A 21,400-nucleotide genomic window follows, 5' to 3' on the forward strand; every position below is an offset into this window, starting at 1 on the left:
TCTTTTTTCCTATACCGGCCCAATCGCGCCCCTGCCCTGGCTTATGCTCGCCGCGCCCCGCATCCAGTACGAACGCGCTGCCCGCGCACGAAGGCGGCGGCCACCCGGCGCGGGCCGCGACCACAACGACACGGACGACCAGAGGGAGGAGACGCAATGCCACTGAATTCCTGTTTCGGGCATGCCAGGCAGGCCATCCGCCGCAGCGGCGGACCGCTGCTGCTGGCGCTGTTGCTGGTTGGCGCCGGCCTGGCCCCGGCCAGCGCCAACGACGACCGCATGACCCCGATCCCGATCCCCGAGCAGCCCAACGCGATCAAGCTGCCTACCGGCCCGCTGCCGGACGCGAAGAATCCGGAAGCCTGGCACAAGCAGTACGGCAGCATGTTCGCCCGCAACGTCACCGAGGCGACCCTGACCCCGTTCCTGCCGGATCCGGCCATCGCCACCGGCGCGGCGGTGATCGTCGCCCCGGGCGGCGGCTTCCGTTCGCTGTCGATGGAGAACGAGGGCTGGGACGTGGCCCGCGCGCTCAACAAGAAGGGCGTGGCCGCGTTCGTGCTCAAGTACCGCCTCAACCAGACCCCGGCCGACCTGGAGGGCTTCGCCGAGTCGATCCGGCAGATGCTGTCCGGCCCGCGCCCGCCGCGCGACCCGGGTGCGTTCGATGCGGCCAAGATGCTGGCCCCGCAGCTGGCCGACGCGCGCGCCGCGTTCGCCCTGGTGCGCAGCCGCGCCAAGGAATGGAACATCGATCCGGACCGCATCGGCATGATCGGCTTCTCCGCCGGCGCGATGCTGACCCTGACCACCGCCCTGCATGGCGAGGACGCCAAGCCGGCCTTCATCGGCAACATCTACGGCCCGATCTCGGCGGTCGACAAGGTGCCGGCCGATGCCCCGCCGATGTTCGTGGCCCTGGCCGCCGACGACGGCCTGTTCAGCAACCAGGGCTTCGGCATCGTCGAGAGCTGGCAGAAGGCCGGCCGTCCGGTCGAGTTCCACTACTACGAGCAGGGCGGCCACGGCTTCGGCATGTACCAGAAGGAGACCACCAGCACCGGCTGGTTCGAGGCCTGGGCCGCGTGGCTGAAGATGCACGGCTACCTGGACCGCAAGAAGTCCTGAGCCTGCCCGGCGCGGGTCAGCGGTACGGCCCTGGCCCGCGCCACACCAGCTTGCCGAGGTGGAACACGTAGCGCACGCTGATCACCTCGCGCGCATCGCCCACGCCGATCATCTCCGGCGAGGCCGGATCCAGCATGCGGCACTTGCTGGCACCGCGCCGCAGCGCCACCTCCGCCGGGCAGACCATGCGCTGGCGCGTGCCCGGCAACGGGATCGCCACCTCGGTCATGCCCTGCGCGATCCAGTCGCGCAGCGTCTGCTCGGCCATCAGTTCGTACACCACCTGGTAGCCGCCCACGTCCATGGTCGGCTCGCCGCCGGTATCCACCTGGTCCGGGCGGCCGTTGTTGTCGACCACGCCGGCCTCGCGGCTGTTGCCCTGCGGCACCAGTTCCTCTTCCGCCGTTCCCGGCGGGCGCCCGTTCCACGGATGCGGCGGGCGCGGCGCGTCCACGCTCGCCGGCTGCGCCCGGCGCGGCTGCGGCCGTGGTTGCGGCTGCGGCGGTTGCGGCCGCGGTTCCGGATCGGCCGGCAGCAGCACGCGCCGCGGATCGGCCAGCTCCCGCGCATCCAGCTGCCGCGGCGGAGCGGCTTCCACCGGCTCCGGCTCGGGCGCGTCCGGCAACTCGGGACCGGGCTGCGGCTGGCCGACGAAATCCACCCGGATGCGGCCGGCGCTGGAGGCACCCTGCGGCGAGGTCACCACCGGCGGCGGCTCGGCTGCCTTCAGCAGGAGCAGCACCATCAGCAGGTGCAGCAGCGCGCTGGCCAGCGCGGCCAGCCAGGGCTGCAGGCGGTCGATGCGCGGTACGTCCGCCGACGGTGGGGGCGTCGCCGGTGGATTCATGCCGCGCGGGCGTAGTGGAAGCTGGCCCGCATGCGGGAACCGGAAGGTGGCGGGAAAGGAATCCGCATCCTAACGCGAGTACCCGCTCCGGCCACGCAGGAAGGCAGGCGCGTTCATGTGGAATCCGGCGTGGCTGCTTCCCTGTCGGCGCCGGTGCTATGGTCGCGCCGCACCTGTCCCCTGCCGTGCCGGAGACCGTCCATGCCCTCGATCCGACCCCAGGCCCGGTCCCTGCTGGTGCTGGCCCTGGCCAGTTCCATTCCCGCCGCCGATGCCGCGCCGGACCCGGCCGTGGCCGAGCACGTGTTTGCCGAAGCGCGGCGCCTGTGCGAGGCCGAGGCCGGCGCGTTGTGGGGGCGCTCGCTGTGCGGCCCGGTGATGCTCGTCGATCCCGCCGACGCCGGCGTCGTCGCCAGCCACGCCGATGCCGGCGGCGTGCTGGTCCGGCAGGGCGCGGTGTACACCGGCACCCTGCCGGCGGACGCGGTGATGTCCAACACCGCCATGGAATGGTCCGGCACCCGCTGGACCCAGCTGCTGTGGCCGGTGCCCCAGGATCCCAACATGCTGCGGACCACCCTGGTCCATGAGCTGTTCCACCGCATCCAGCCGGAGCTGGGCCTGGATCGCGGCGAGGCCGGCAACCGCCACCTCGACACATTTCAGGGCCGGTACCTGCTGCAGCTGGAATGGCGCGCCCTGGCGCGCGCGCTGATGGCCGAGGATCCGGCGCAGCGCCGCGACCACGTCGCCTCGGCGCTGGCCTTCCGCGCGGAGCGCCGGCGCCTGTTCCCGGAAGCCGCGCACGGGGAGACCGCGCTGGAGATCAACGAGGGCCTGGCCGAGTACACCGGCGTGCGCGCGGGCCTGGCCTTCGCCGAACAGCGCCGCGCCCACGGCGTGTACTCGCTGGCCGCGTTCATGGAGGCACCGGGCTTCGTGCGCTCGTTTGCCTATGCCAGTGGCCCGGCCTACGGCCTGCTGCTGGACGAAGCCGATCCGGCCTGGCGCGGCAAGCTGGACGCGGACGCCGACCTCGGGCGGATGCTGGCCGCCGCGCTGCGCCTGGATCCGGATGCGGCCACCGGCCTGGCGGCGCGCGAACGCCGCTACGATCCGGACGGCGAGGTGCTTGCCGCCGAGCAGGCGCGCGAGCGCCAGCGCCAGGAACGGCTGGCCGGCTGGCGCAGGTCGCTGCTGGAAGGCCCGGTGCTGGTGCTGCCGCTGCAGTCCACCCGCTTCCAGATGAACCCGCAGACCGTGGCCGCGCTGGACGATGTCGGCACGGTCTATCCCGAGCTGCGCCTGGGCGACCGCTGGGGCGAACTGGTGGTGGACGGCGGTGCGGCCCTGGTCCATGCCGACCGCAAGCGCGCGGTGGTGGCGCTGCCGGCCGGAAGCGACGGCCTGCGTGGCGAGGGCTGGACACTGTCGCTCAAGCCAGGGTGGAAGCTGGTGCCGGGCGAGCGCGAGGGCGACCTCACCCTCGCCGGCCCCGCGCCCTGAGGCTTACCCGCGGCTGCGCCTGCTCCGCGCCGGCATCGTCCCCTGCGGCAGCTTGCGCGTGGCCACCGCGACGATGGCGGCGCTCGACAGCAGGGTGCCCACCACCAGGCCGGTCACGGCCAGCAGGCCGCGGGTGGAAATGCGCGCGCTGGCACGCAGGGAGACCTTGCCGGCGCGGATCCGCAAGGCGGCGGTATGGACGTCGCTGCCGCCCCGGCATGGAGCCGGCTGGCGGCGCTGGGAATCGTGGGCCATCGCATCGGTTCCGCGGGAGGAACCGGCATGCTCGGTGCCGGGCCGTGAACGCCGCGCGCGCGCCATGGCGGCGGGCATGGCCTCGACCGCGGCCTCACCGCCACCCGGCCAGCATGGGCCAGCCTTCCGTCCGGACCTGCCCATGGCCCGTCCCCGCCGCGCCCCTGCCCGCCCCGACGACCGCGGCCGCCATGCCGCGGTACACCTGCCCGGCCTGGACATCGACGGCTACAGCCTGTCGGTGCCCGATCCACAGGGCGACGGGGTCATCGGCGACCGCGCCAGCCAGACCGCCTTCCGCGGCCTGGTGGACGCGGCGCGCGAACACCACCTCACCGCGAAGGATCCGTTTGGCCGCAAGCCCTCGCGCGCACTGAAGAAGGAACATATCGACCTGGTCCTGGTCGGCGGCGGGCTGGATGCCTCGCACGCCATGCACCTGGCGGTGGAGGAATACGCACGCCAGCTGTGCTACGTGGTCCAGGTGTTCATGGCCCGGCCGGAGTGGCGCGGCGTGGAGCGCATCGTGATCGGCGGCGGCTTCCCCGAGCACCAGACCGGCGGCCTGGCCATGCGCCGCGCGATCCGCCTGCTCGAGCTGGCCGATACCGGGGTGGGCCTGCTGCCCTTGCGCCACGATCCGGACGAGGGCGGCCTGCTTGGCTGGTCGCCGCTGCTGCCGCAGGAACTGCACGGCCATGACGCCTTCCTCGCCGTGGACATCGGCGGCACCAAGCTGCGCTGCGGCATCGTCCGCCACCGGCTGCGGCACGATCCCACCGGCGGACATGGCCAGGTACTGGAGAGCATGGTCTGGCGCCACAAGAGCGACCGCCCCAACCGCGAGGCCGCGGTGCGGCGCATGGCGGCCATGCTCAACGGCCTGGCGGCGATGGCGCGCACCCTGGGGCTGAAGCTGGCTCCGTTCGTGGGCATCGCCTGCCCGGGCACGATCGAGCCGGACGGCTCGATCTCGGCCGGTGCACAGAACCTGCCCGGCGACTGGGAACGCCCGTTCCACCTGCCCGATGCGCTGGCCGCGTACCTGGAACCGGTCGGCGGCCGCGCACCGGCGGTGGTCATGCACAACGACGCGGTGGTGCAGGGTCTCAGCGAACTGGACCGCATGCACGACGTGCGCCGCTGGGGCGTGCTCACCATCGGCACCGGCCTGGGCAACGCCACCTACACCACGCGCTGAGCGGCCGCGGGCGGAGCGTCCTCCACCGCGGCCGCAGGCGCGCGCCTCAGTCCTGCTGCTTCGGCGGCACCACCGCGTGCAGCAGCGGCTCCACCCAGTCCTCGCGCTGGAAGTCGTAAAGCACGAAGTCGCTGGAGAACTGCCAGTACAGGTGGGCGAAGCCGCGCTTCTCCGCGGCGCGGGCGACGGTCCGGGTCCACAGCACCCGGTCCTCCATCGGCGCCTTGTCGTAGGCGCCGTACTCGCCCAGCAGGATCGGGCGGCCGTGCCTTCGCGACCAGGCCCCGACCTTGTCGAAGTCGCTCTCGATCTTCGCCACCTGCTCCGGCGTGAAGCGCACGCCGGTCTTTTCCGAGAACTGCGGCTCCACCCAGCTGGCGCCCTGGTGGGTGAAGGCGAACGGCTCGTAGTAGTGGAAGGTGACGACCAGGTGGCGGTCGTCCTCCGGCAGGCGCAAGGTGTCCAGCTCCTCGAGGTTGTTCCAGCGGGTCGGGCCGACCACGACGTTGCGGGTGGGATTGGTCTTGCGCACCACCTGCAGCAGCTTCGCCAACAGCGCGTTCCAGGCCCTGGCGTCGAGCGCTCCGTGCGGTTCGTTGAGCAGCTCGAACACCACCGAATCGGGCTGGGCGGCATAGCGCTCGCCCAGCTGGGTCCAGACCTGGACCAGCTTCGCCTCGCAGGCCGGCACGTCCTTCACGCAATCGTTGGAGTCGTGCACGTCGAGGATCACCTGCAGGTCATTGTTCCTGCCCCAGGCCAGGACCTGGTCCAGCTTCTCCAGCCAGGCCGGATCGAGGCGGTTGTCCTGGTCCAAGTGCGGGAAGGTGAACAGCACCACGCGCACCGTGCCCAGGCCGGCCTGGCGGATCCTGGCGAAATGCTCCTCGCGGTAGTTGCCCTGCCCGCCCGGCTGCCAGTACGGGTCGTAGCCCAGCACGTTGACGCCGGCGCCCATGCGCGCGACCTGTTCGTGCGCCGACAGCGGCGGTTGGGCCATGGCCTGCGGCAACAGGGCCATCAGGCCCAGGCAGAGACCGGCAAGCAGGCGGATTCCGGACATGCGCTTTCCCCCTCTTCGCGTCGTCATGGGCAGGTGCCCGCGGGCCGCCCACCATAGCAGCCGGCCTGCGCGCCGCGCATGCCCCGGCCCGCGCGCCTCAGCGCACGCGGCCGCGGGGCGAGTAGTCCACCAGGCGCAGGGTGCGGTCCTCGATGTCGCCGACGAAGCGCCCGTGCCGCGCCGCGGTGTCGCGCTTGATCGCGGCCCATTCCGGGTCGGCCATGAACCGTTCCCAGGCCGCCACCATGGTCGCCTCGTCCGGCCAGCGCAGCAGGTAGACGAACTCCGGCCCCTCCTCCGTGCGCGCCTCCCACATCGCCACGATGTCGAAGCCGTGCCGGGCCATCAGCCGCGCGGCATGGTCGCGGAAGCGTTCGTGGAAGGCGATCCGGGTCTGGTCGTAGATCCGGTAGATGCGCAGCTGGTGGACCGGGCCGTCCTGCGCTACCGGATCGGCGGCGATGGCGGGGGCTGGTGATGGCGTTGCGGAAGCAAGGAACAGGGAAAGCGCGGTCGTCCGGAACATCGGGAGGTACCTGCGTGGGGGCTTAGGGTACCGGACAGGCCGCAGGCAGCGCAGGTTCCCGTGCGTGCGCGACGTCGATCACGTTCCGGCCCGCCGCTCGCTCCCCGACTTCCGCAACACCGCCATGCGCAGGTCGCTCTCGTGTGCCAGCGGTTCGGAGTACAGCAGCCGCCGCTGGTCGGGCGAGACCTGGAAACCCCAGCCCTCGAAACCGGGCTGCAACACCAGCAGGTCGCGGCGCGTACGGCTGTCCGGGTCGAACAGGGCCAGCCGCGGCGGACCTTGCTGCGGACGGCGCACGTAATGGATGCCCGCCGCGGCCGGGACCCAGCGGTCGACGTCGCCAGCGTCCAGGTCCACATCCAGGCGCGTGGCCGGCGGCGGCGCCTGGCGCGCCCAGTCCAGCCGCGGCATGCGCCAGATCCCGCCGGTATCCGGCCGCGCATACAACAGCCAGCGGCCGTCGGCCGATTCGCGCGGCCGCTCGCCGGGGCCGTCGCCGAGCGCCACCGGTTCGCCGCCGTCCAGGGACTGGGCCATGACCCGCCACTGCCCATCGTGGTTGGACTCGTAGTACAGCCAGCGGCCATCGCGCGACCAGGCCGGATGCCGCGCATCGCGCGCGCCGGTGGTGACCCGCCGCGGCGGGCCGCCGTCGGGCGCGACCAGGTAGATCGCGCTGGTGCCGTCCGGGCTTGCATCGAACGCGATCCAGCGCCCGTCCGGCGACCACGCCGGATTGTCGATGAAGGCGCCGCCGAAGCCGGCCACCTGCACCGCCTCGCGGCCATCGCTGCGGCTGACCCAGATCGCATGCGGGCCGCCGCGGTTGGAACTGAAGGCGATGCGCTGCCCGTCTGGCGACCACGCCGGGCTGGAATCCCAGCGCGTGCTGCGCAGGAACGGGCCGGCGTCCACCGGGCTGCGGCTCTCCAGGTCCACCAGGCGCAGCTGCGAGCGGTGCGCCCAGTGCTCGAACACGATCGCCTCCACCCCGGCCGCGGTCGCCGGCTGCTGCACCACCTCGTTGCCCAGCGCCAGCTGGCGCAGGTCGCTGCCGTCGGGGGCGGCCGACCACAGCGCATACATGCCCGAGCGGGTGGAGGTGAACAGCAGGCGGCGGCCGTCCGGCGACCAGGCCACGCCGTTGAGCTTGCGGTTGTCGAAGGTCAGGCGCGTGGCCGCGCCGCCGTCCAGGCCGGTGCGGTACAGGTCGCGGGTGACCTCGTTGGTCGCGCGCACGAACACCAGGTAGCTGCCGTCAGGGGCGAAGCGCGGGTCGAGGTCGCCGAGGGTGCCGCCGGGCGGTTCTGTAAGCACGCGCCGCTCGCTGCCGTCGATGGCCGCCAGCACGATCCGGTACGGCGCGTCGGCGGCCGCGCGCGCGGCATAGGCCAGCCAGCGTCCGTCCGGCGAGATCGCCATGCCGCGCACGGCCTGTACCTGCGGATCGGCCAGCACCCGGGTGGAGGCGCCGCCGAGCGCGGCGACGCGCATGACCGCCAGGCCATCCGCGTCCACCCGCGCGTACAGCAGGCCGCGGCCGTCCGGCAGCCAGAGCGGATAGTGCTCGTCGCCCGGGCTGCGGCTGAGGTTGAGCGTGTCCTCGGCACCCACCGTCTTCACGTAGACGTCCAGCCCGCCCGCGCCGCCGCCGTCCCAGACGAAGGCCACGCGGCTGCCGTCCGGCGACAGCGCCGGCTCCACCTCGCGGCCGACGTAGCTGGTCAACGGCTGCACCTCCCATTGCGCGTCCACCGCATCGCCCGCCACCGGCCCGTCGCGCCAGGCCAGCCAGGCCACCACCGCCGCGGCCGCCAGCAGCAACGGCAGCAGGTACCACGCCCGGGCCGGCGCCCCCGCCCTGCCGGTGGCGGGCGCAGCTGGCGCGGGCTGCGCCGGCGCCTTGGCCGGGCCGGGCGCCGGGGCCGGCTGCGGGTCGGGCACCGCCATCGCCACCCGTGCCGGCGCGATGGGCGCGAGCAGGCGGTAGCCGCCCTTGCGTATGGTTTCGATGTAGCGGGGGCTGCGCGGGTCGTCGCCGAAGATCCGCCGCAGCTCGGAAACGGCGCGGTTGAGCAGGTAGTCGTCGCCGAGCGTGCCGGCCCAGACCGTGTCCAGAAACTCCTCGCGGCCGACCACGTGGCCCGGGCGCGCCGCCATCAGCAGCAGCACCTGCATCACCTTGGGCTCGACCTGGTGGACCTGGCCGCGCACGGTGATGCGGTTGAGGCTGGGCTGGACCAGGGCTTCGCCGGCAGTGAAGTCCGCGCCGGCGCCGGCCCCGCCCGCCACAGCCGCGTCCTCGATCCTGCCGATGGCCCTGTACTCGCTCACGGTCTCCCGTTCCGGCCGGCGCCTGCATCGAATCTATAGCAAAACCGCAGCTTCCCTCCATTTGCCCGTGGCGGTCGCGGCGCTTCCATCGGCGCAGGCGGCACGACGCCGCGCTGCCTGCAAGGGAGGATGTCCATGCACCGTTACCGTCTCCTGTATGTCCTGGCCGCCCTCTTTGCGCTGCTGCCCGGCCCTGCCCGGGCCCAGGCCGCGGATGGGGCCACCCTGTTCCAGCGCAACTGCGCCGGCTGCCACGGCCCCAACCGCGAAGGCACCAGCCTCGGGCCGCCGCTGTCGCCGGCCACCTACCGCTACGGCGGCACCCGCGGCGACATCGAGCGCATCATCCGCCGCGGCATCCCGTCCCAGGGCATGCCGGCCTTCGGCGGCACCCTCGGCGAAGCGGAAATCAAGGCCCTGGCCGATTTCCTGCCCACCCGCGCCACCACGCCGGAAGAGGAGGCACCGCCGCAGCCACGCCAGTCCGATCCGGTGCCCGGCGTGGTCGAAACCCTGGACTACGCGGTGCGCGCCGAAGTGTTCGTCGATGGCCTGCAGACCGTCTGGTCCATGGCCTTCATCGACCGCGACACCGCCCTGGTGGTAGAGCGCGCCGGCCGCCTGCGCGTGGTGCGCAATGGCGTGCTGGACCCGCGCCCGGTCGCCGGCACCCCGCAGGTGTATTCCAGCAGCCACCGCTGGAACCAGGGCGGCCTGCTCGACGTGGCCCTGGACCCGGACTACGCACGCAACGGCTGGATCTACCTCAGCTACAGCCATGCACTCAATCCCGGCGCGCCGGAGGAGGAGATCCGGGCCATGACCCGGGTGGTGCGCGGGCGCATCCGCGACCACGCCTGGGTCGACGAGGAGGTGGTGTTCCAGGCCGACGAATCCAGCTACGACGCCCATGCCTGGCACTACTCCGGGCGCCTGCTGTTCGATTCCACCGGCCACCTGGTCATGCCGGTGGGCGACCGCGGCACCCCGGAGCGGGCGCGCGACCCGGCCGATCCGGCCGGCAAGATGCACCGCATGCGCGGCGACGGCACCCCGGCCGGGCATCCGTTCGGGCGCGAGGGCGTGCTGCCGACGATCTACAGCATCGGCCACCGCAACGCCCAGGGCCTGGCGCTGGATCCCGAAACCGGGCGAATCTGGGCCACCGAGCACGGCCCGCGCGGCGGCGACGAGCTCAACGTCATCCGCGCCGGCGGCGACTACGGCTGGCCGGTGGTGACCTACGGCATCAACTACGACGGCAACGAGATCACCCCGCACACCCGCGCCAAAGGCGTGGAGCAGCCGCGCCACTACTGGCGGCCCTCGATCGCCACCGCAGGCCTGGCCTTCTACCGCGGCGACGAGTTCCCGCTGTGGAACGGCAAGCTGCTGGTCGGCACCCTCGGCCGCCGCGAGCTGCGCCTGCTGACCCTGGACGGGGACCGGGTGCTGCACGAGGAGGTCATCTTCCGCAGCCCGGGCCGGATCTACGAACCGGTGGTGGGACCGGACGGCGCGATCTACCTGTGCACCGACGACCCGGGCCAGATCATCCGCCTGACCGCCGCCGCGCAGCGGCGGATCTGAGCCGCGGCGCCACCACCCGGCCACGAACGCCATTGGTGGACGTGCACGCGGCGGGGCCGGCGCTCATCCCTCACCGAACAGCGCCGGCCCCGCCTCGCGCATGAAGATGCGCAGGGTGACCGGGCCCACGCCGCGGAATTCCAGCAGGCGCCGTTCGAACTCGGCGCGGTCGCCGGCCGCCGCGTGCACGCCGAGGATGCCGCCGCCGTAGTCGTCCAGCAGGGTGCGGCACAGCTGCGCCAGGCGGCTGGCGGTGGACTCGTCGTAGCGCCGGTAGCCGCCCTCGCCCAGCATCCGTACCAGCTGCGCGTGGCTGCACGCGCACAGCCGGGCGGGCGTGTCGCAGCCGTGTTCGCGCACGATCACCTGCCAGGTGCGCGCGGCCGCGGCGTGGCTGATCCGGTTGCCAAACAGGAACGCCGCCAGGAACCAGGCGAACAGCGAAGCCTCGTCGCCGGGCCTGACCTCGAAGCCGAGGTCGCGCGGCAGCAGTTCGCGGTGCATGGCTCCTCCGGCGCGCGGATGTGCGCCTACCGTACCGCTTCGGCGGCCGGCGGCGGGCTGATCCGCTCCGGCACGCGCAGCGGCTGCCCGGCATCGTCGAAGAACGGCGAGCGGCGCACGCCGCGCAAGCGGCCCCCGATGATGCGCGAGCCGACCTGGACCACGGCGCCGGCCAGCGCCAGCGGGGTGGCACGTACCGGCCCGGTAGCCGACTTGTGGTTGGCCACCACGCGCCCCGGCGGCCCGGCCAGTGCCTGCACCTCGGCCGGCGAGACCACCGCGGTCGCCAGCACGCCCGCGTACTGCACCTTCGGGTCGGCTGCGGTATTGGCCAGCGGCGAGCGGCAGCAGGCCGCGTACCAGCGCAGCACGCGCCCGCTGAAGGTGGCGCAGCGCAGCTGCTCCAGTCCGCGGGTGAAGCGCATCTGCGCCGGCACCACGGCCAGCACGTCCGAGCCACCGCGGTCGTCCACCAGGCCCGGTCCACCGAGCCAGCGCGCCCAGGCCTGGCAGTCCCTGCAGTAGCAGGTCAGGCGCGCGTACACGCCAGACGGTTCGATCTCCCCCTGCACCGTTCCGCAACGGCACTGGATCCGGACAGTCATTCCCTGGCCCTCCGTCGAACTTGCCCCGGCACGGGGCCGGCCCATTCTGGCCCGGCCGATCAGCCTGCGCTGCGATCCCGCGCACGTTCCACGCGGAAGTCGATCGGCTTGTAGCGGAAGTTGTTGGACTGTCCGGCCGAGCAGGCGGTCATCGCCACCACCAGCGGCATTTCCGCACGCAGGCGTACGTGGTCGCCAGGCTTGCTCAGCGGCGGCAGCACCGCGATCCGGCCATCGGCCTCCACCGCCACGTGCATGAAGATGTTGAATGCCACCGGCACCCGGTCGCGGCTGACGCCCCAGGGCGCCAGCGCCCGCGCCAGGTTGCCCTCGCAGCCCGGGCGGCCTTCCGCCTCGCCGTAGAGCTTCTCGAACATTTCCTTCGAGCACGGAGTGAGGGTGAAGTCGTGGCGGCCGCAGGTGTCCTCGAGGATGGTGAACATCGGCCGGCTGCGGTTGGAGTACAGCACGTCGCCGGTGCTCAGCCACAGCCGGGAGGCGTAGTCGATGCTGCGCCCGGAAGAGAGGTACTCGTCCAGGTCCTCGCGGCAGAACGCGGTCAGGTCGCTGACCTGCTGGCCCATCGGATCGATCACCACCAGCTCGTCGCCGGCGTCCAGCTCCACCGCATGGCCGGAGCACGGCGGGATGCGGATGGTCTCGCCCGCCGTCATCGCGGCTTCCTCGCGTGGAAGGGACAGGTCCAGTCCGCCTCGACCTTGCGGCCGCTGTACTGGCGGGTTTCCGGCGCGCTGCCGAAATCGGCCAGGTTGGGATTGATGCTGCCCTGCAGCGCGGTATCGCGCTTGCGCGTGGCCGCCTGCATCTTGGCGTAGCGCCCGTCGGCGCGCAGGCGGTCGAACTGGCGGTGCGAGTTGAATACCAGCACCGGCACTTCGAAGCGGCGCGCGATGCGCGAGGCGCCCGGGTGCAGGCCGATCACGAAGAACGGATGCGTGCCCAGGCTGAGGCTGAAACGCGGGTCGTCCGGGTCGCGGCTGACGTCCGCGGCCCAGGGCGTGCCGCGGCGCGCGTCCAGGTCGTGCAGGTGCTGCAGCTGCGACCACAGCATGGCCTCGAAGCGGCGCTCGTCGGTGTCGCAGGGGCCGTCGAACAGGGCGACGAAGGAACGCACCGTGGTGTCGTCCGGATCCATCGCGTCGATGCCGCGGGCGAAGGCCACCAGCGCGTCCAGCAGCGGCGCGTCGTTGCGGCGGACGCCCAGCCGGCCGAACTCGCGCGGTTCGATCGCGCCGCGCGCCAGCGCCGCCTTGGAACCCACGCAGGGGAAGGCGGGATCGTCGATGAAGGCAAGGAAGCGTTCGGAGAGTCCGCCGCGGGCGGGGCGGACGGTGGGCTGGGTCGCTGCGGTATTCATGGCGACGCACCCTATCGGCGCGGCGCGGACGGCAGCGTGTAATCGGCACGCCGGGCCGATCCGCGGTCAGAGCCCGTTGGGGAGCATGACGGGCGCGCGAAGCCGGCCGCTGCGATCCAGGCTTGGCTATCCCACGATTCCAATCCGCGATGGCGACCGGTGTCGGCCCGCTTGTGGCCCGCGTGGCATGGCAAGCTTCGCCGGCCTTTCCACTCCGGAGCCCGATCGATGGCGACACCGTTCCGCCGCATCCTTGCCCTGCTCTGCAGCCTGCCCCTGCTTGCCGCCCTCGCCGCGCCCGCGCTGGCCGCCGACGGCAAGAAGACCTTCGTGATGGTCCACGGCGCCACGGCCGGCGGCTGGGAATGGAAGCGCACCGCCCGCTTCCTGACCGACGAAGGCCATACCGTCTACCGCGTGACCCTCACTGGCCTGGGCGAGCGCGAGCACCTCAACAGCACCGAGGTGGACCTGGAGACCCACATCAACGACGTGGTCAACACCATCCTGTTCGAGGACCTGCACGACGTGGTCCTCACCGGGCACAGCTACGGCGGCATGGTGGTCACCGGGGTGATGGACCGCATTCCCGAGCGCCTGGCGCACGTGATCTTCCTGGACGCGGCGGTGCCGGAGGACGGGCAGTCGTTGTGGGACATCTTCGGGGCCAACCAGCCGCTGCCGCCGGACCGCTTCAAGGACGGCTTCATGCAGGTGCCGTGGGTCAAGCCCGGCGACAAGCCGCCGTACAGCGTCAAGCACTCGATCAAGTGCTTCAGCCAGCCGGTGTCCTTCCGCAACCCGGCCGCGCGCGCCCTGCCGGCGACCTACGTCGCCTTCGTGCCGGAGGGCCAGACCCTGGAGGAGCGCGCGAAGATGGACCGCGGCTGGCAGCGCGCCCAGGAGCGCGGCTGGGGCATCCGCACCTTCCCCGGCGGCCACGTCGCCCAGCAGGAGGATCCGCAGGGCGTGGCCAGGCTGATCGCCGAGATTGCCGAAGGCAGGCCCGCCGCAAAGTGACCCGGCGCGAAGCCCTCTCCGGCAGGTGCGGGGAGGGCTTCGTCCATGGCAAGCGCCCGCGGGGGTGCCCTGCCCGCATCGGCGCGCTGGCGGGATCGCTCAGTCCGCGCGGTGGATCAGCTCGCCGGCGCGCAGGGTGTATGCCACGTCGGCCAGCGCCTCCACGCCCTGCTCCGGGTCCGCCCCCAGCACCACCAGGTCGGCCGCGAAGCCCGGCGCGATGCGCCCGCGCGCGTCGGCCTCGCCGAACATGCGCGCCGGCGCGGTGGTGAGGCTGGCCAGCACCTGGCGCCAGTCGAGCCCGGCCGCGGCCAGCAGCTGCAGTTCGCGGGTGGTATCGAAGTCCTCGATGTAGCCAGCATCGGTGCCGAACAGCACCTGGCCGCCGGCGGCCTGCAACGCCGCCACCTGCGCCTGCGCATTGCCGACCAAGCGCTGGACGACCGGCTCCGGCACCTGCTCGCGGCGGATTTCCAGCTCGAACATGGCCAGGGTCGGCACCAGGGCCACGCCTTCGGCGACCAGGCGCTGCACCGTCGCCGCATCCCACGGGCCGGATGCCGGCGTGGCATGGGCCAGCACATCGGCCCCGGCCTGCAGGGCCACGACCAGGCCGCCGGCATCGGTGGCATGGGCGAACACCGGCTGCCCGCGGTCACGGGCGACCTTGCCGATCGCACTGGCCACCGCGGCATCCATCAGGCGCACGCCCTCGTTGCCCCCGACGATCGATCCGGTGAACAGCTTCACCCCGCGCGCGCCCTGCGCCAGCTGTTCGCCCGCGCGGTTGCGACCGGCCTCGGCATCGGCCACTTCGGCCACGGCACCCTCGATCCCGAGGTCGTGGTCGCGCACATAGACCGGGGTGCCGCCCGCCGGGAAGAACGGCACGCCGGTGCTCAGCACCCGCGGACCAGTGACCTCGCCGGCCTCGATCCGGCGCACCAGCGCCTGGGCCTCGCCCGGTGCCGAGGCCAGGTCATAGACCGTGGTGAACCCCCATTGCCCGTACTGCTCGCGCAGGGTGGACTCAAGCTTCGCGGCCGGGGCCTTGCCGACGTTGCGGTAGGCCGGCCCCAGCAGGTGCGCATGGCTGTTCCAGAACCCGGCCACCACCACCTTGCCGCTGGCATCCAGCGTCCGCGTGCCTGCGGGGATGGCGACCTCGCCAGCGCGGCCAACCGCCTCGATCCGGCCATCGCTGACCAGGATCACCGCGTTCTCGATCGGCGCCTCGTACGGCGAAGGCCGGACCCGCCCACCGACGATGGCCAGGTCGGCCGCATCCGCCGGCGTGGCAAGGGCCATCAGGCCTGCCGCCAGCAGGCAATGGATTCCGTTCCTGCACATGCTGATCTCTCCTGTCAGGCCGCAATGGCAGCGGCGCAAGCCGTCGGGGTCCGGCTCTTGGGTGGCCGGTATGCCGAGCATAGCGAAGGCGCTCACATGCGGACTACGTCCCCTGCCCCAAGGTCCGCAGGACCCACCCCTCCCGAGGACCAGGCAATGGCGACCCGCAACATCCTCCGCACCCTCAAGGCCGAGCACGACGAGCTGCGCGCCCTGTTCGAACAGATGGAGCAGACCAGCGACCGCGCCGGCAGGAAGCGCACCGAGCTGCTGGGGAAGATCGAGGCCAACCTGATGCCCCACGCCAAGTGGGAGGAGACCGTGTTCTATCCGGCCTTCGCCGAGCGCGCCAACCGCGAGGGCCTGAAGATCCATGCCGAGGCCGTCGAGGAACACCGCGCGGTCGAGAAGACCGTGATCCCGGACGTGCACGCCGCCGACGTCACCACGCCGCAGTTCGCCGGCCGGGTGAAGGTGTTCGGCGAGCTGATCGACCACCACGCCAGGGACGAGGAGAAGGAGATGTTCGCCATGGCGCGCAAGCTCTTCACCGCGCAGGAGCTGGCCGAATTCGACGAGGCCTACGAGGAATGGAAAGCCTCCAGTGCCTCGACCCTGGTCTCGGCCATGGCCGGAGCCAAGACCGGGATGAAGGCCGCCGTGCGCAAGGTGACCCGCAGGGCGCAGTAAAGCCGACCCGCAGTGCGCCGGGGCAACCCGGCGCCGTACCTGCTTCGCGTTTTCGTCCAGCCTGGCCCGGCTCAGGGCGTCGCCAGCGGCTCCTTGCTGTCGCTGTACCTCACCGAGCGGAACACCCCGCCGCCGTTGGCACTGCAAAGCCCCGGCTCCCAGGTGGCATGCGGTGCCAGGCCATACCGTACCTGGCAGTCCCAGCCCCCGGCGGTCATGAAGCACATGCGCACGTCGACCGGCGCGCCGCATTCATTGGAGACGATGCCCTTCAGGCCGCTGGTACTGCCGCACTGGTGCGGCGATGTCACGGGCTGTCCTACGCAGGCATCGGCACGCTCGCGGGTCGAGGCCTGTGCCGACGCCGGGGCCGCGGCGCCAGGAGTGCCTGCGGCATTGGCGGCGTACGCCTGCGCCTGGCTTGCAGCCTGCCGCGCCTGCAGGGCCTGGCGCTCGCGTTCCCGCGCCTGGCGCGCCAGCTCCTCCTGGCGCATCACCTCGCGCGCGTGTGCGGCATCACGCGCGGCACGGGCGTTGGCTTCGGCTGCCGCCTGCTGGACACGCTGTTCGGCTGCGCGCCGGTTGACGTCGGCATAGGTTGCATGGAGGTCCGCGCGTGACTGCGCCTCGCGCGCCTTGGCCCCGTCCACCGCACGTTCCAGCGCCAGCCAGGCAGCGGAAGGCTGCGCCGGCTGGTTCCATTCGGCTTCCGCCGCCGCCTCGGCCGCCCAGCGCGCCTCGCGTGCCGCCGCTTCCGCCTGCGCCTGCCGCAGCTCTGCCATCCACTGCTGGTCCCTGGCCTGCTTGCGCCTGACGGCGTTGGTCATCGCCACCGAGACCTCGCCGTTCGGCGTCCACTGGAACTGGCGCCGGGTGTCGGTGGTCAGGACCAGGGTGTGCGCGGTGACGACAACCCTGCGGCTGTGGGCGAGGGCCTGGGCCCGGGTCACACCCTGGCCTGGCAGCGTGCGCACGTTCCAGGTCTGGCCATCGAAGGCCTCCACGTACTCGCGGATGTCCGGCTGACCGGGCCCCTTGACGGTCCAGGTCCCGGTCGCATCGTCGAACACCACCGTGGTGAGCTGCTCGGTGAACGCGCTCCCGTAGCCGAGGGAGGCGTACCTGGACCGGAAGCCGCCCGTAGTCTCGCTGACCTGGATGGCCGCTTCGCCATTGGGCAGCAGCCATTGCCCGGGTTCCACCGCGTTCCTTTCGGAGTTGACCAGCGCTTGCCAGTAACCCCGGTTCAAGGCGTTCTGCGCCGCCAGCGCCTCGCCCTCCAGCACCGGCATGGGAGGCAAGTCGTAGTGCACCGTGCGGGACACCGACAGGGGCTCATCGCCCCACAGCCCGACGTCGAGGTTCTCCCGTATCACCAGCAGCCCGTCGGCACGGGCGACAAGGCGGAGACGTACCCCGTAACCGGAGAACGCTCCCGAATACGAAGACAGCCGCAACTGGTCGTTGCCGAACCAGTGCGCATTCAACAGGCGCTTGTAGCCGAAGGCCGATTCCAGCCTCTGGAGCTTGTCACCTTTCCGGCCGGCTGCCGCCAGCACGTAGCGTCCGAGCGACTGCCCGTCCTGGTCCCACAGCTCGATGACCAGGTGCCCGCCTTCCCGGCGCAGCTGCACGGCACCCTTGCCGTCGGCAGCGAGCAGCCTGTTGCCGATGAACCGCTCCAGTCCGCGCATCATCGGGCCTGGGCCGGAGGCTGCCGCGGCAACCCCGGAAGAGTCCGCCACTTCGTCTGCCGTCTCGTCCGGCAATGCCGCGGCCAGCCCCTCTGCCGGAAGCCGGGGCTGCGTGGCGCTGTCCTCGTTGCCTGCCGTGCCGGCCTCGGCCACCGCGGCGGCATCCTGCCCGGTTCCGCCGTCGGCCTCGAAGAAGAAACGGTTGTAGCGCGTGGGCGGCTCCACCGACACCGGCCGCCCATCCTTCGCCTTGGCGCGGCGCAACTCCCACTGCCCTGCATCGTTGAAGCCGGCAAGGTAGACGAGCTTGAGCAAGCCGACGCCGACGAACAGCACCTGGCCATCTTCCTGTACCGTGCCCCGCCACTGCTTGCCACCCATGTAGGAGCCGGTGAGCAGCAGGGTTCCGGGTGCGGTATCAGGGCGGATGTGGTCACTGTGCACGACCCGACCGTCGCCCGGGTTCACGTACTCCTGGACCAGCTCCTCGCCTTCCCTGGCCCAGTACCAGCGCAGGCGGTAGCCCTCCGGCCCAGCGGCCGCGGTACGGCCCGGCAGTGATGCGTACTGGCCCCACACCGGGTCCACTTCCGCCGCCTCTACCGCGGCGTAACCGCCCAGGTACAGCAGGGCCACGCCGAGGATCCGCTTCCAGCCCGTCAGTTGCATGGTGCCCCCCCCAGACGCCCTCCCCAGGCGCTGGCCCAAGATCCATCGGCCGCCTGCCGAGGTCAGACACGGGCAGCCAGATCAGGCTGAATACGGCGCCAGTCCTGGTCGGCCAGGCCGTAGCCCCGAACGCGGCGTCACTGCAGCGCGGACTCAGGACTCCACGTCCGGCATCACCGCCGGCATCGGCCCATCCTGGGTGCGGGTCCGCTCCAGGTAGCGCATGGCCTCCTGGCGGTAGGCCTCGTGTCCCGGCGCCAGGTGCGGCACCAGCAGGCGCACCCAGGCGCGGGTTACGCGACGGGTCTCGCCCGGGCAGTGCGCGGCACGGGCGGCGGTCAGGTCGCCGGTGTCCACCAGGTGCGCGAAGGCCTGCGGGTCGGTCCCGTAGATCATGCATTGCAGGTTGAAGTAGCGCTGCTCGGCCAGCGCGTGCTCGTCGGCATAGGCTTCCAGGTTGTAGGCGCCGGTGCTGCGCGAAAGCATCCAGTTGGCGGCCAGGCCCAGGTTTTCGGTGACCTGCTCCGGGCTTTCGTCCAGCGCCGCGAAGCGCAGCATCAGGATCGCCGCCAGCTGGTCCACCGCATCCTCCTGGCGGCCGGTGACCGGCAGGTCGAGCAGGTGCACCAGGGCGTGCCCGGTCTCGTGCAGCACGATGAAGCGCACGTTGGCGCGCACGTAGCGCAGCGGGTGTTCCTTGCCCAGGCCCAGGGCCTGCTGGTGCTCCACGCCGCGCTCGTAGAGCGTGCGCAGGGTTTCGTAGCACAGCACCACTTCCGCCCGGTCCGGGCGGTAGAACGCGCCGAACTCGCCGCACTCGGCGGCCACGTAACGCAACGGGCGCGGCAGCGCGAACATGCCGTCGATGGCCTGGATCTCCGGCAGCTGCCGCAGCAGGTCCACCTCGCGCACGCGGCGGTGGATCTGGCGCAGGTTCGGCGAGGCCGGGGCCTCATAGGCGTAAGCGAAGCGCGGCGCCGTAGCCGCCTGCCGACCCGCCGGCGTTTCCTGCCCCGCCATCGCCGGCAGGATCGCGAGCATGCCGGGCATCACGAGGGCCAGGGCGCGAAGGCGGATCCGGAACGGCATCGGGCGCGGTCTCGTGCGGGTCGGGCGGCAAGCGTAGGGGAAGCCGCCGCGTCCTGCACGTCGCGCCGTGCCGTCAGAGCGCGGCCAGCTGCAGTTGCGAAGCGGCCTTCGGCACCACCCGCGGCACGCCATCGCGCAGGCCGACGTGGCCGGATACGCATACCTCGCGCCCCTCCAGCCGGGTCTTGAGCAGGGACGCAAACGCGTAGCGATGGTCCTCCCGGATCACCGCCTCCAGCCGCTGCCGCGACGGGAACGGCTGGCCCACGCTGATGAAGACCGGCTTGCCGCGCAGGTCGTCGCGCAGCATCACCCGCACCACCGGCCCCTGCAGGGCTACCGTGGTGCCGACGTGGCTGCGCGCCGCCTGCCAGGGCAAGGGGTTGCGGCAGGAACTTCCCTCCGCGGCCGGCGCGCTTCCCTCCGTCGGCGTGGCGGCAGCGACGGTCTGCCCGGCAGCGGGCGCAAGCCGGGGCTCCTGGCCGGTATCGCCCGAAGCCTCCGGGCCCGCGGCCAGGAACACCGCCAGCATGCCCATGCCCAGGACCACCAAGGGCCGGATCCAGGTCCTCATGGCGATCGCCCCCGGTGCTCCGGCGTTGCGCCAGGCCAGTCACGGGTCGCCCCGCGGTCACGCATCGACCCGCCCCGGTCGCGGGCAAGCCATCGATCCCGTTCCACGATGTCCCCCTCTGTCCCGCAGGACAAGGTAGCGAATGTAACAGCCAAACCGGGATGGGCGTCACATTGCCCGACCAGCGGGCGAAGAACGGGATAACCGGCCTGCAGGGCTCAGCGGGCCCCTCCCCTGGCCTCCAGATCCGCCAGCTGCACCAGCGAGATTCCAAGATGAGGCGCCAGGGCGCGGTCCACGAAGGCCTTGTGCGAGGCCCCGACCAGCAGCATCACCCGCTCCGGCCGCGGCGACGCCGCCACGTCGAGCACATTGGCCGCCATGCGCTGGTTGCGCAGTTCCCACATGGCTAACGGAAACGGTGCACGCCATCGGCGCGGTCCTGCACCAGCCACCCGTGCCACTGCATGGCGTCGTCCCGCTGCACGGCTTCGCTGTTGAGCTGGCGCAGCAGCGCAAGCATGTCGTGGCTTTCCGCCGCCTGGTCGAAGAGGTGCTGCATGCGCCGGGCCGCCGGCGTCGCCCGCCACTCCTCGCCCCAGGCCTGGCGCGAGGCTTCCTCCAGCGCCGCCTCCGGGAGCGCCAACGCCCGCACGGCTTCGTACTGGCTATCCACCGGATCCAGCCGCTGCAGGCCCAGTCGCCGCGCCAGCGGCATGGCCAAGGCCGCGATCTCGTCGCTGGCCGCCAGCCTCTGGTCCAGGGCCTGCCGGGTGGGCTCCGGCACGACCTGCGCCCCGGCCCTCGCTTCGGGAGACGGGTAGGACCACTGCAGTGCCGCCGAATCGAACTCGTAGGCCGCCAGCAGCAGGCCCACCAGTTCCACCCGCGCCGGCTCGGCCAATCCGCCCGCATCCGCCAGCAGCGCCTCGGCCTTCGACCGGGCCATGGCGCGGTCCACGCCCAACGCCTGCTGCATGGCACGGTCGTGGGTGACGATCGGCCCGGCAAACTGGTCCAGCACCTGCTGCGCACCGCGATCATGCGCAGCGCGCTCCAGCAGCAGCGCCACCTCGTCCGGCGGCAGCCGCTCCACCGCAATGCGCGTCGGCGCGAACCGCGCCAACAGGTCCAGCACGCCGTCCAGGTGCGCCGGCTGGATCCAATCGATGCCAGCCAGGTGCGCGGTGCCAACCACCAGGACCTCGCTGCGCAGTTCCGGGCGCATAAGAGGTCCCAGCTGCGTTTCCACCGCCGAGCCCGGCGCCACGGGGGGAGCGGCGGACGCCGGCGGCAAGGCCAGCAGCAGGCCGAGCATCAACGGCGGGATGCAGCGTGGGATTCGCTCCATGGTCGCACTCCGTTCGAGTCGGT

Annotated in this window: 21 protein-coding genes; 6 read left to right on the plus strand and 15 right to left on the minus strand. The window is 72.1% G+C overall.

Translation table 11 applies throughout. The features are described 5' to 3' along the window. Nucleotides 1-156 precede the first annotated feature (156 nt). The gene (locus EIM47_RS09310) at nt 157-1,128 is read left to right on the plus strand and encodes an alpha/beta hydrolase (RefSeq protein ID WP_019397066.1); all 972 of its coding nucleotides are present in this window, start codon (nt 157-159) and stop codon (nt 1,126-1,128) included. A gap of 16 nt (nt 1,129-1,144) precedes the next feature. On the opposite strand, the gene EIM47_RS09315 is transcribed toward EIM47_RS09310, so the two are convergent. Next, complete coding sequence (locus EIM47_RS09315) at nt 1,145-1,975, minus strand: hypothetical protein (protein WP_019397067.1); 831 nt, start codon at nt 1,973-1,975, stop codon at nt 1,145-1,147. Between the two features lie 201 nt (nt 1,976-2,176). On the opposite strand from EIM47_RS09315, the gene EIM47_RS09320 reads away from it, so the two are divergent. Next, a complete protein-coding gene (locus EIM47_RS09320; protein WP_164514579.1) occupies nt 2,177-3,481 on the plus strand; it encodes a hypothetical protein in 1,305 nt (434 codons plus the stop codon). 3 nt (nt 3,482-3,484) lie between these two features. Here the strand turns inward: EIM47_RS09320 and EIM47_RS09325 are convergent, their stop codons facing one another. Continuing rightward, the gene (locus EIM47_RS09325) at nt 3,485-3,736 is read right to left on the minus strand and encodes a hypothetical protein (protein ID WP_039730518.1); all 252 of its coding nucleotides are present in this window, start codon (nt 3,734-3,736) and stop codon (nt 3,485-3,487) included. A gap of 142 nt (nt 3,737-3,878) precedes the next feature. On the opposite strand from EIM47_RS09325, the gene EIM47_RS09330 reads away from it, so the two are divergent. Then, nucleotides 3,879-4,937: an ROK family protein gene (locus EIM47_RS09330; protein ID WP_125076740.1), complete on the plus strand. Its 1,059-nt coding sequence runs from the start codon at nt 3,879-3,881 to the stop codon at nt 4,935-4,937. Nucleotides 4,938-4,983: 46 nt separating this feature from the next. Here the strand turns inward: EIM47_RS09330 and EIM47_RS09335 are convergent, their stop codons facing one another. From EIM47_RS09335 to EIM47_RS09345, 3 genes are all read right to left on the minus strand, one after another. Then, nucleotides 4,984-6,000, minus strand: a complete 1,017-nt coding sequence (locus EIM47_RS09335; RefSeq protein ID WP_240626196.1) for a glycoside hydrolase family 5 protein — start codon at nt 5,998-6,000, stop codon at nt 4,984-4,986. Between the two features lie 97 nt (nt 6,001-6,097). Beyond that, nucleotides 6,098-6,526: an NIPSNAP family protein gene (locus tag EIM47_RS09340; RefSeq protein WP_019397072.1), complete on the minus strand. Its 429-nt coding sequence runs from the start codon at nt 6,524-6,526 to the stop codon at nt 6,098-6,100. 78 nt (nt 6,527-6,604) lie between these two features. Then, the gene (locus EIM47_RS09345; RefSeq protein ID WP_125076741.1) at nt 6,605-8,863 is read right to left on the minus strand and encodes an LpqB family beta-propeller domain-containing protein; all 2,259 of its coding nucleotides are present in this window, start codon (nt 8,861-8,863) and stop codon (nt 6,605-6,607) included. 135 nt (nt 8,864-8,998) lie between these two features. Here EIM47_RS09345 and EIM47_RS09350 point away from each other — a divergent pair, with 135 nt between their 5' ends. Continuing rightward, nucleotides 8,999-10,453 carry a PQQ-dependent sugar dehydrogenase gene (locus EIM47_RS09350; protein ID WP_164514580.1) on the plus strand — a complete coding sequence of 485 codons (1,455 nt, stop codon included), beginning with the start codon at nt 8,999-9,001 and terminating at the stop codon, nt 10,451-10,453. Nucleotides 10,454-10,516: 63 nt separating this feature from the next. Here EIM47_RS09350 and EIM47_RS09355 read toward each other — a convergent pair whose 3' ends face one another. Genes EIM47_RS09355 through gntA form a run of 4 tightly spaced genes read right to left on the minus strand, consistent with a single transcriptional unit; the run spans nt 10,517 to nt 12,940 of the window. Beyond that, entirely contained in the window at nt 10,517-10,957 is a 441-nt protein-coding gene (locus EIM47_RS09355; RefSeq protein ID WP_028915000.1) for a DNA methylase, read from the minus strand. Nucleotides 10,958-10,983: 26 nt separating this feature from the next. Then, nucleotides 10,984-11,562, minus strand: coding sequence for a DUF6151 family protein (locus EIM47_RS09360; RefSeq protein WP_240626197.1), 579 nt, complete (start codon nt 11,560-11,562; stop codon nt 10,984-10,986). A 59-nt stretch (nt 11,563-11,621) separates the two neighbouring features. After that, complete coding sequence (locus EIM47_RS09365; RefSeq protein ID WP_019397077.1) at nt 11,622-12,236, minus strand: urea carboxylase-associated family protein; 615 nt, start codon at nt 12,234-12,236, stop codon at nt 11,622-11,624. Further along, a complete protein-coding gene (gene gntA / locus EIM47_RS09370) occupies nt 12,233-12,940 on the minus strand; it encodes a guanitoxin biosynthesis heme-dependent pre-guanitoxin N-hydroxylase GntA (protein WP_125076743.1) in 708 nt (235 codons plus the stop codon). Before gntA ends, EIM47_RS09365 begins: the two co-directional genes overlap by 4 nt. Nucleotides 12,941-13,168: 228 nt before the next feature. Here gntA and EIM47_RS09375 point away from each other — a divergent pair, with 228 nt between their 5' ends. Further along, nucleotides 13,169-13,960 (plus strand): alpha/beta fold hydrolase, encoded by a 792-nt coding sequence (locus EIM47_RS09375; RefSeq protein ID WP_019397079.1) that lies wholly within the window; start codon nt 13,169-13,171, stop codon nt 13,958-13,960. A gap of 99 nt (nt 13,961-14,059) precedes the next feature. Here the strand turns inward: EIM47_RS09375 and EIM47_RS09380 are convergent, their stop codons facing one another. Beyond that, on the minus strand, nt 14,060-15,310 hold the full coding sequence (locus EIM47_RS09380; protein ID WP_240626198.1) for an amidohydrolase family protein: 1,251 nt from the start codon (nt 15,308-15,310) through the stop codon (nt 14,060-14,062). A gap of 156 nt (nt 15,311-15,466) precedes the next feature. On the opposite strand from EIM47_RS09380, the gene EIM47_RS09385 reads away from it, so the two are divergent. After that, nucleotides 15,467-16,000, plus strand: a complete 534-nt coding sequence (locus tag EIM47_RS09385) for a hemerythrin domain-containing protein (protein WP_019397081.1) — start codon at nt 15,467-15,469, stop codon at nt 15,998-16,000. A gap of 71 nt (nt 16,001-16,071) precedes the next feature. Here the strand turns inward: EIM47_RS09385 and EIM47_RS09390 are convergent, their stop codons facing one another. From EIM47_RS09390 to EIM47_RS09410, 5 genes are all read right to left on the minus strand, one after another. Next, nucleotides 16,072-18,363 (minus strand): hypothetical protein, encoded by a 2,292-nt coding sequence (locus tag EIM47_RS09390; protein WP_125076744.1) that lies wholly within the window; start codon nt 18,361-18,363, stop codon nt 16,072-16,074. Nucleotides 18,364-18,516: 153 nt separating this feature from the next. Continuing rightward, on the minus strand, nt 18,517-19,404 hold the full coding sequence (locus EIM47_RS09395; RefSeq protein ID WP_240626199.1) for a DUF4344 domain-containing metallopeptidase: 888 nt from the start codon (nt 19,402-19,404) through the stop codon (nt 18,517-18,519). A gap of 121 nt (nt 19,405-19,525) precedes the next feature. Further along, the gene (locus tag EIM47_RS09400; RefSeq protein WP_125076746.1) at nt 19,526-20,026 is read right to left on the minus strand and encodes a hypothetical protein; all 501 of its coding nucleotides are present in this window, start codon (nt 20,024-20,026) and stop codon (nt 19,526-19,528) included. Nucleotides 20,027-20,244: 218 nt separating this feature from the next. Beyond that, nucleotides 20,245-20,433 carry a hypothetical protein gene (locus tag EIM47_RS09405; protein ID WP_019397085.1) on the minus strand — a complete coding sequence of 63 codons (189 nt, stop codon included), beginning with the start codon at nt 20,431-20,433 and terminating at the stop codon, nt 20,245-20,247. 2 nt (nt 20,434-20,435) lie between these two features. After that, on the minus strand, nt 20,436-21,377 hold the full coding sequence (locus tag EIM47_RS09410) for a hypothetical protein (RefSeq protein WP_125076747.1): 942 nt from the start codon (nt 21,375-21,377) through the stop codon (nt 20,436-20,438). Between the last annotated feature and the right edge of the window lie 23 nt (nt 21,378-21,400).

Origin of the sequence: Pseudoxanthomonas sp. SGT-18 (assembly GCF_003931645.1) — a bacterium.
Taxonomy (GTDB): Bacteria; Pseudomonadota; Gammaproteobacteria; order Xanthomonadales; family Xanthomonadaceae; genus Pseudoxanthomonas.

Coding starts and splice junctions, on each gene's coding strand:
- EIM47_RS09380 (WP_240626198.1), bottom strand. CDS start 15,310: ATGTGCAGGAACGGAATCCATTGCCTGCTGGCGGCAGGCCTGATGGCC.
- EIM47_RS09355 (WP_028915000.1), bottom strand. CDS start 10,957: ATGCACCGCGAACTGCTGCCGCGCGACCTCGGCTTCGAGGTCAGGCCC.
- EIM47_RS09400 (WP_125076746.1), bottom strand. CDS start 20,026: ATGAGGACCTGGATCCGGCCCTTGGTGGTCCTGGGCATGGGCATGCTG.
- EIM47_RS09360 (WP_240626197.1), bottom strand. CDS start 11,562: ATGACTGTCCGGATCCAGTGCCGTTGCGGAACGGTGCAGGGGGAGATC.
- EIM47_RS09405 (WP_019397085.1), bottom strand. CDS start 20,433: ATGTGGGAACTGCGCAACCAGCGCATGGCGGCCAATGTGCTCGACGTG.
- EIM47_RS09350 (WP_164514580.1), top strand. CDS start 8,999: ATGCACCGTTACCGTCTCCTGTATGTCCTGGCCGCCCTCTTTGCGCTG.
- EIM47_RS09410 (WP_125076747.1), bottom strand. CDS start 21,377: ATGGAGCGAATCCCACGCTGCATCCCGCCGTTGATGCTCGGCCTGCTG.
- EIM47_RS09335 (WP_240626196.1), bottom strand. CDS start 6,000: ATGTCCGGAATCCGCCTGCTTGCCGGTCTCTGCCTGGGCCTGATGGCC.
- EIM47_RS09365 (WP_019397077.1), bottom strand. CDS start 12,236: ATGACGGCGGGCGAGACCATCCGCATCCCGCCGTGCTCCGGCCATGCG.
- EIM47_RS09325 (WP_039730518.1), bottom strand. CDS start 3,736: ATGGCCCACGATTCCCAGCGCCGCCAGCCGGCTCCATGCCGGGGCGGC.
- EIM47_RS09320 (WP_164514579.1), top strand. CDS start 2,177: ATGCCCTCGATCCGACCCCAGGCCCGGTCCCTGCTGGTGCTGGCCCTG.
- EIM47_RS09330 (WP_125076740.1), top strand. CDS start 3,879: ATGGCCCGTCCCCGCCGCGCCCCTGCCCGCCCCGACGACCGCGGCCGC.
- EIM47_RS09310 (WP_019397066.1), top strand. CDS start 157: ATGCCACTGAATTCCTGTTTCGGGCATGCCAGGCAGGCCATCCGCCGC.
- EIM47_RS09340 (WP_019397072.1), bottom strand. CDS start 6,526: ATGTTCCGGACGACCGCGCTTTCCCTGTTCCTTGCTTCCGCAACGCCA.
- gntA (WP_125076743.1), bottom strand. CDS start 12,940: ATGAATACCGCAGCGACCCAGCCCACCGTCCGCCCCGCCCGCGGCGGA.
- EIM47_RS09375 (WP_019397079.1), top strand. CDS start 13,169: ATGGCGACACCGTTCCGCCGCATCCTTGCCCTGCTCTGCAGCCTGCCC.
- EIM47_RS09395 (WP_240626199.1), bottom strand. CDS start 19,404: ATGCTCGCGATCCTGCCGGCGATGGCGGGGCAGGAAACGCCGGCGGGT.
- EIM47_RS09390 (WP_125076744.1), bottom strand. CDS start 18,363: ATGCAACTGACGGGCTGGAAGCGGATCCTCGGCGTGGCCCTGCTGTAC.
- EIM47_RS09385 (WP_019397081.1), top strand. CDS start 15,467: ATGGCGACCCGCAACATCCTCCGCACCCTCAAGGCCGAGCACGACGAG.
- EIM47_RS09315 (WP_019397067.1), bottom strand. CDS start 1,975: ATGAATCCACCGGCGACGCCCCCACCGTCGGCGGACGTACCGCGCATC.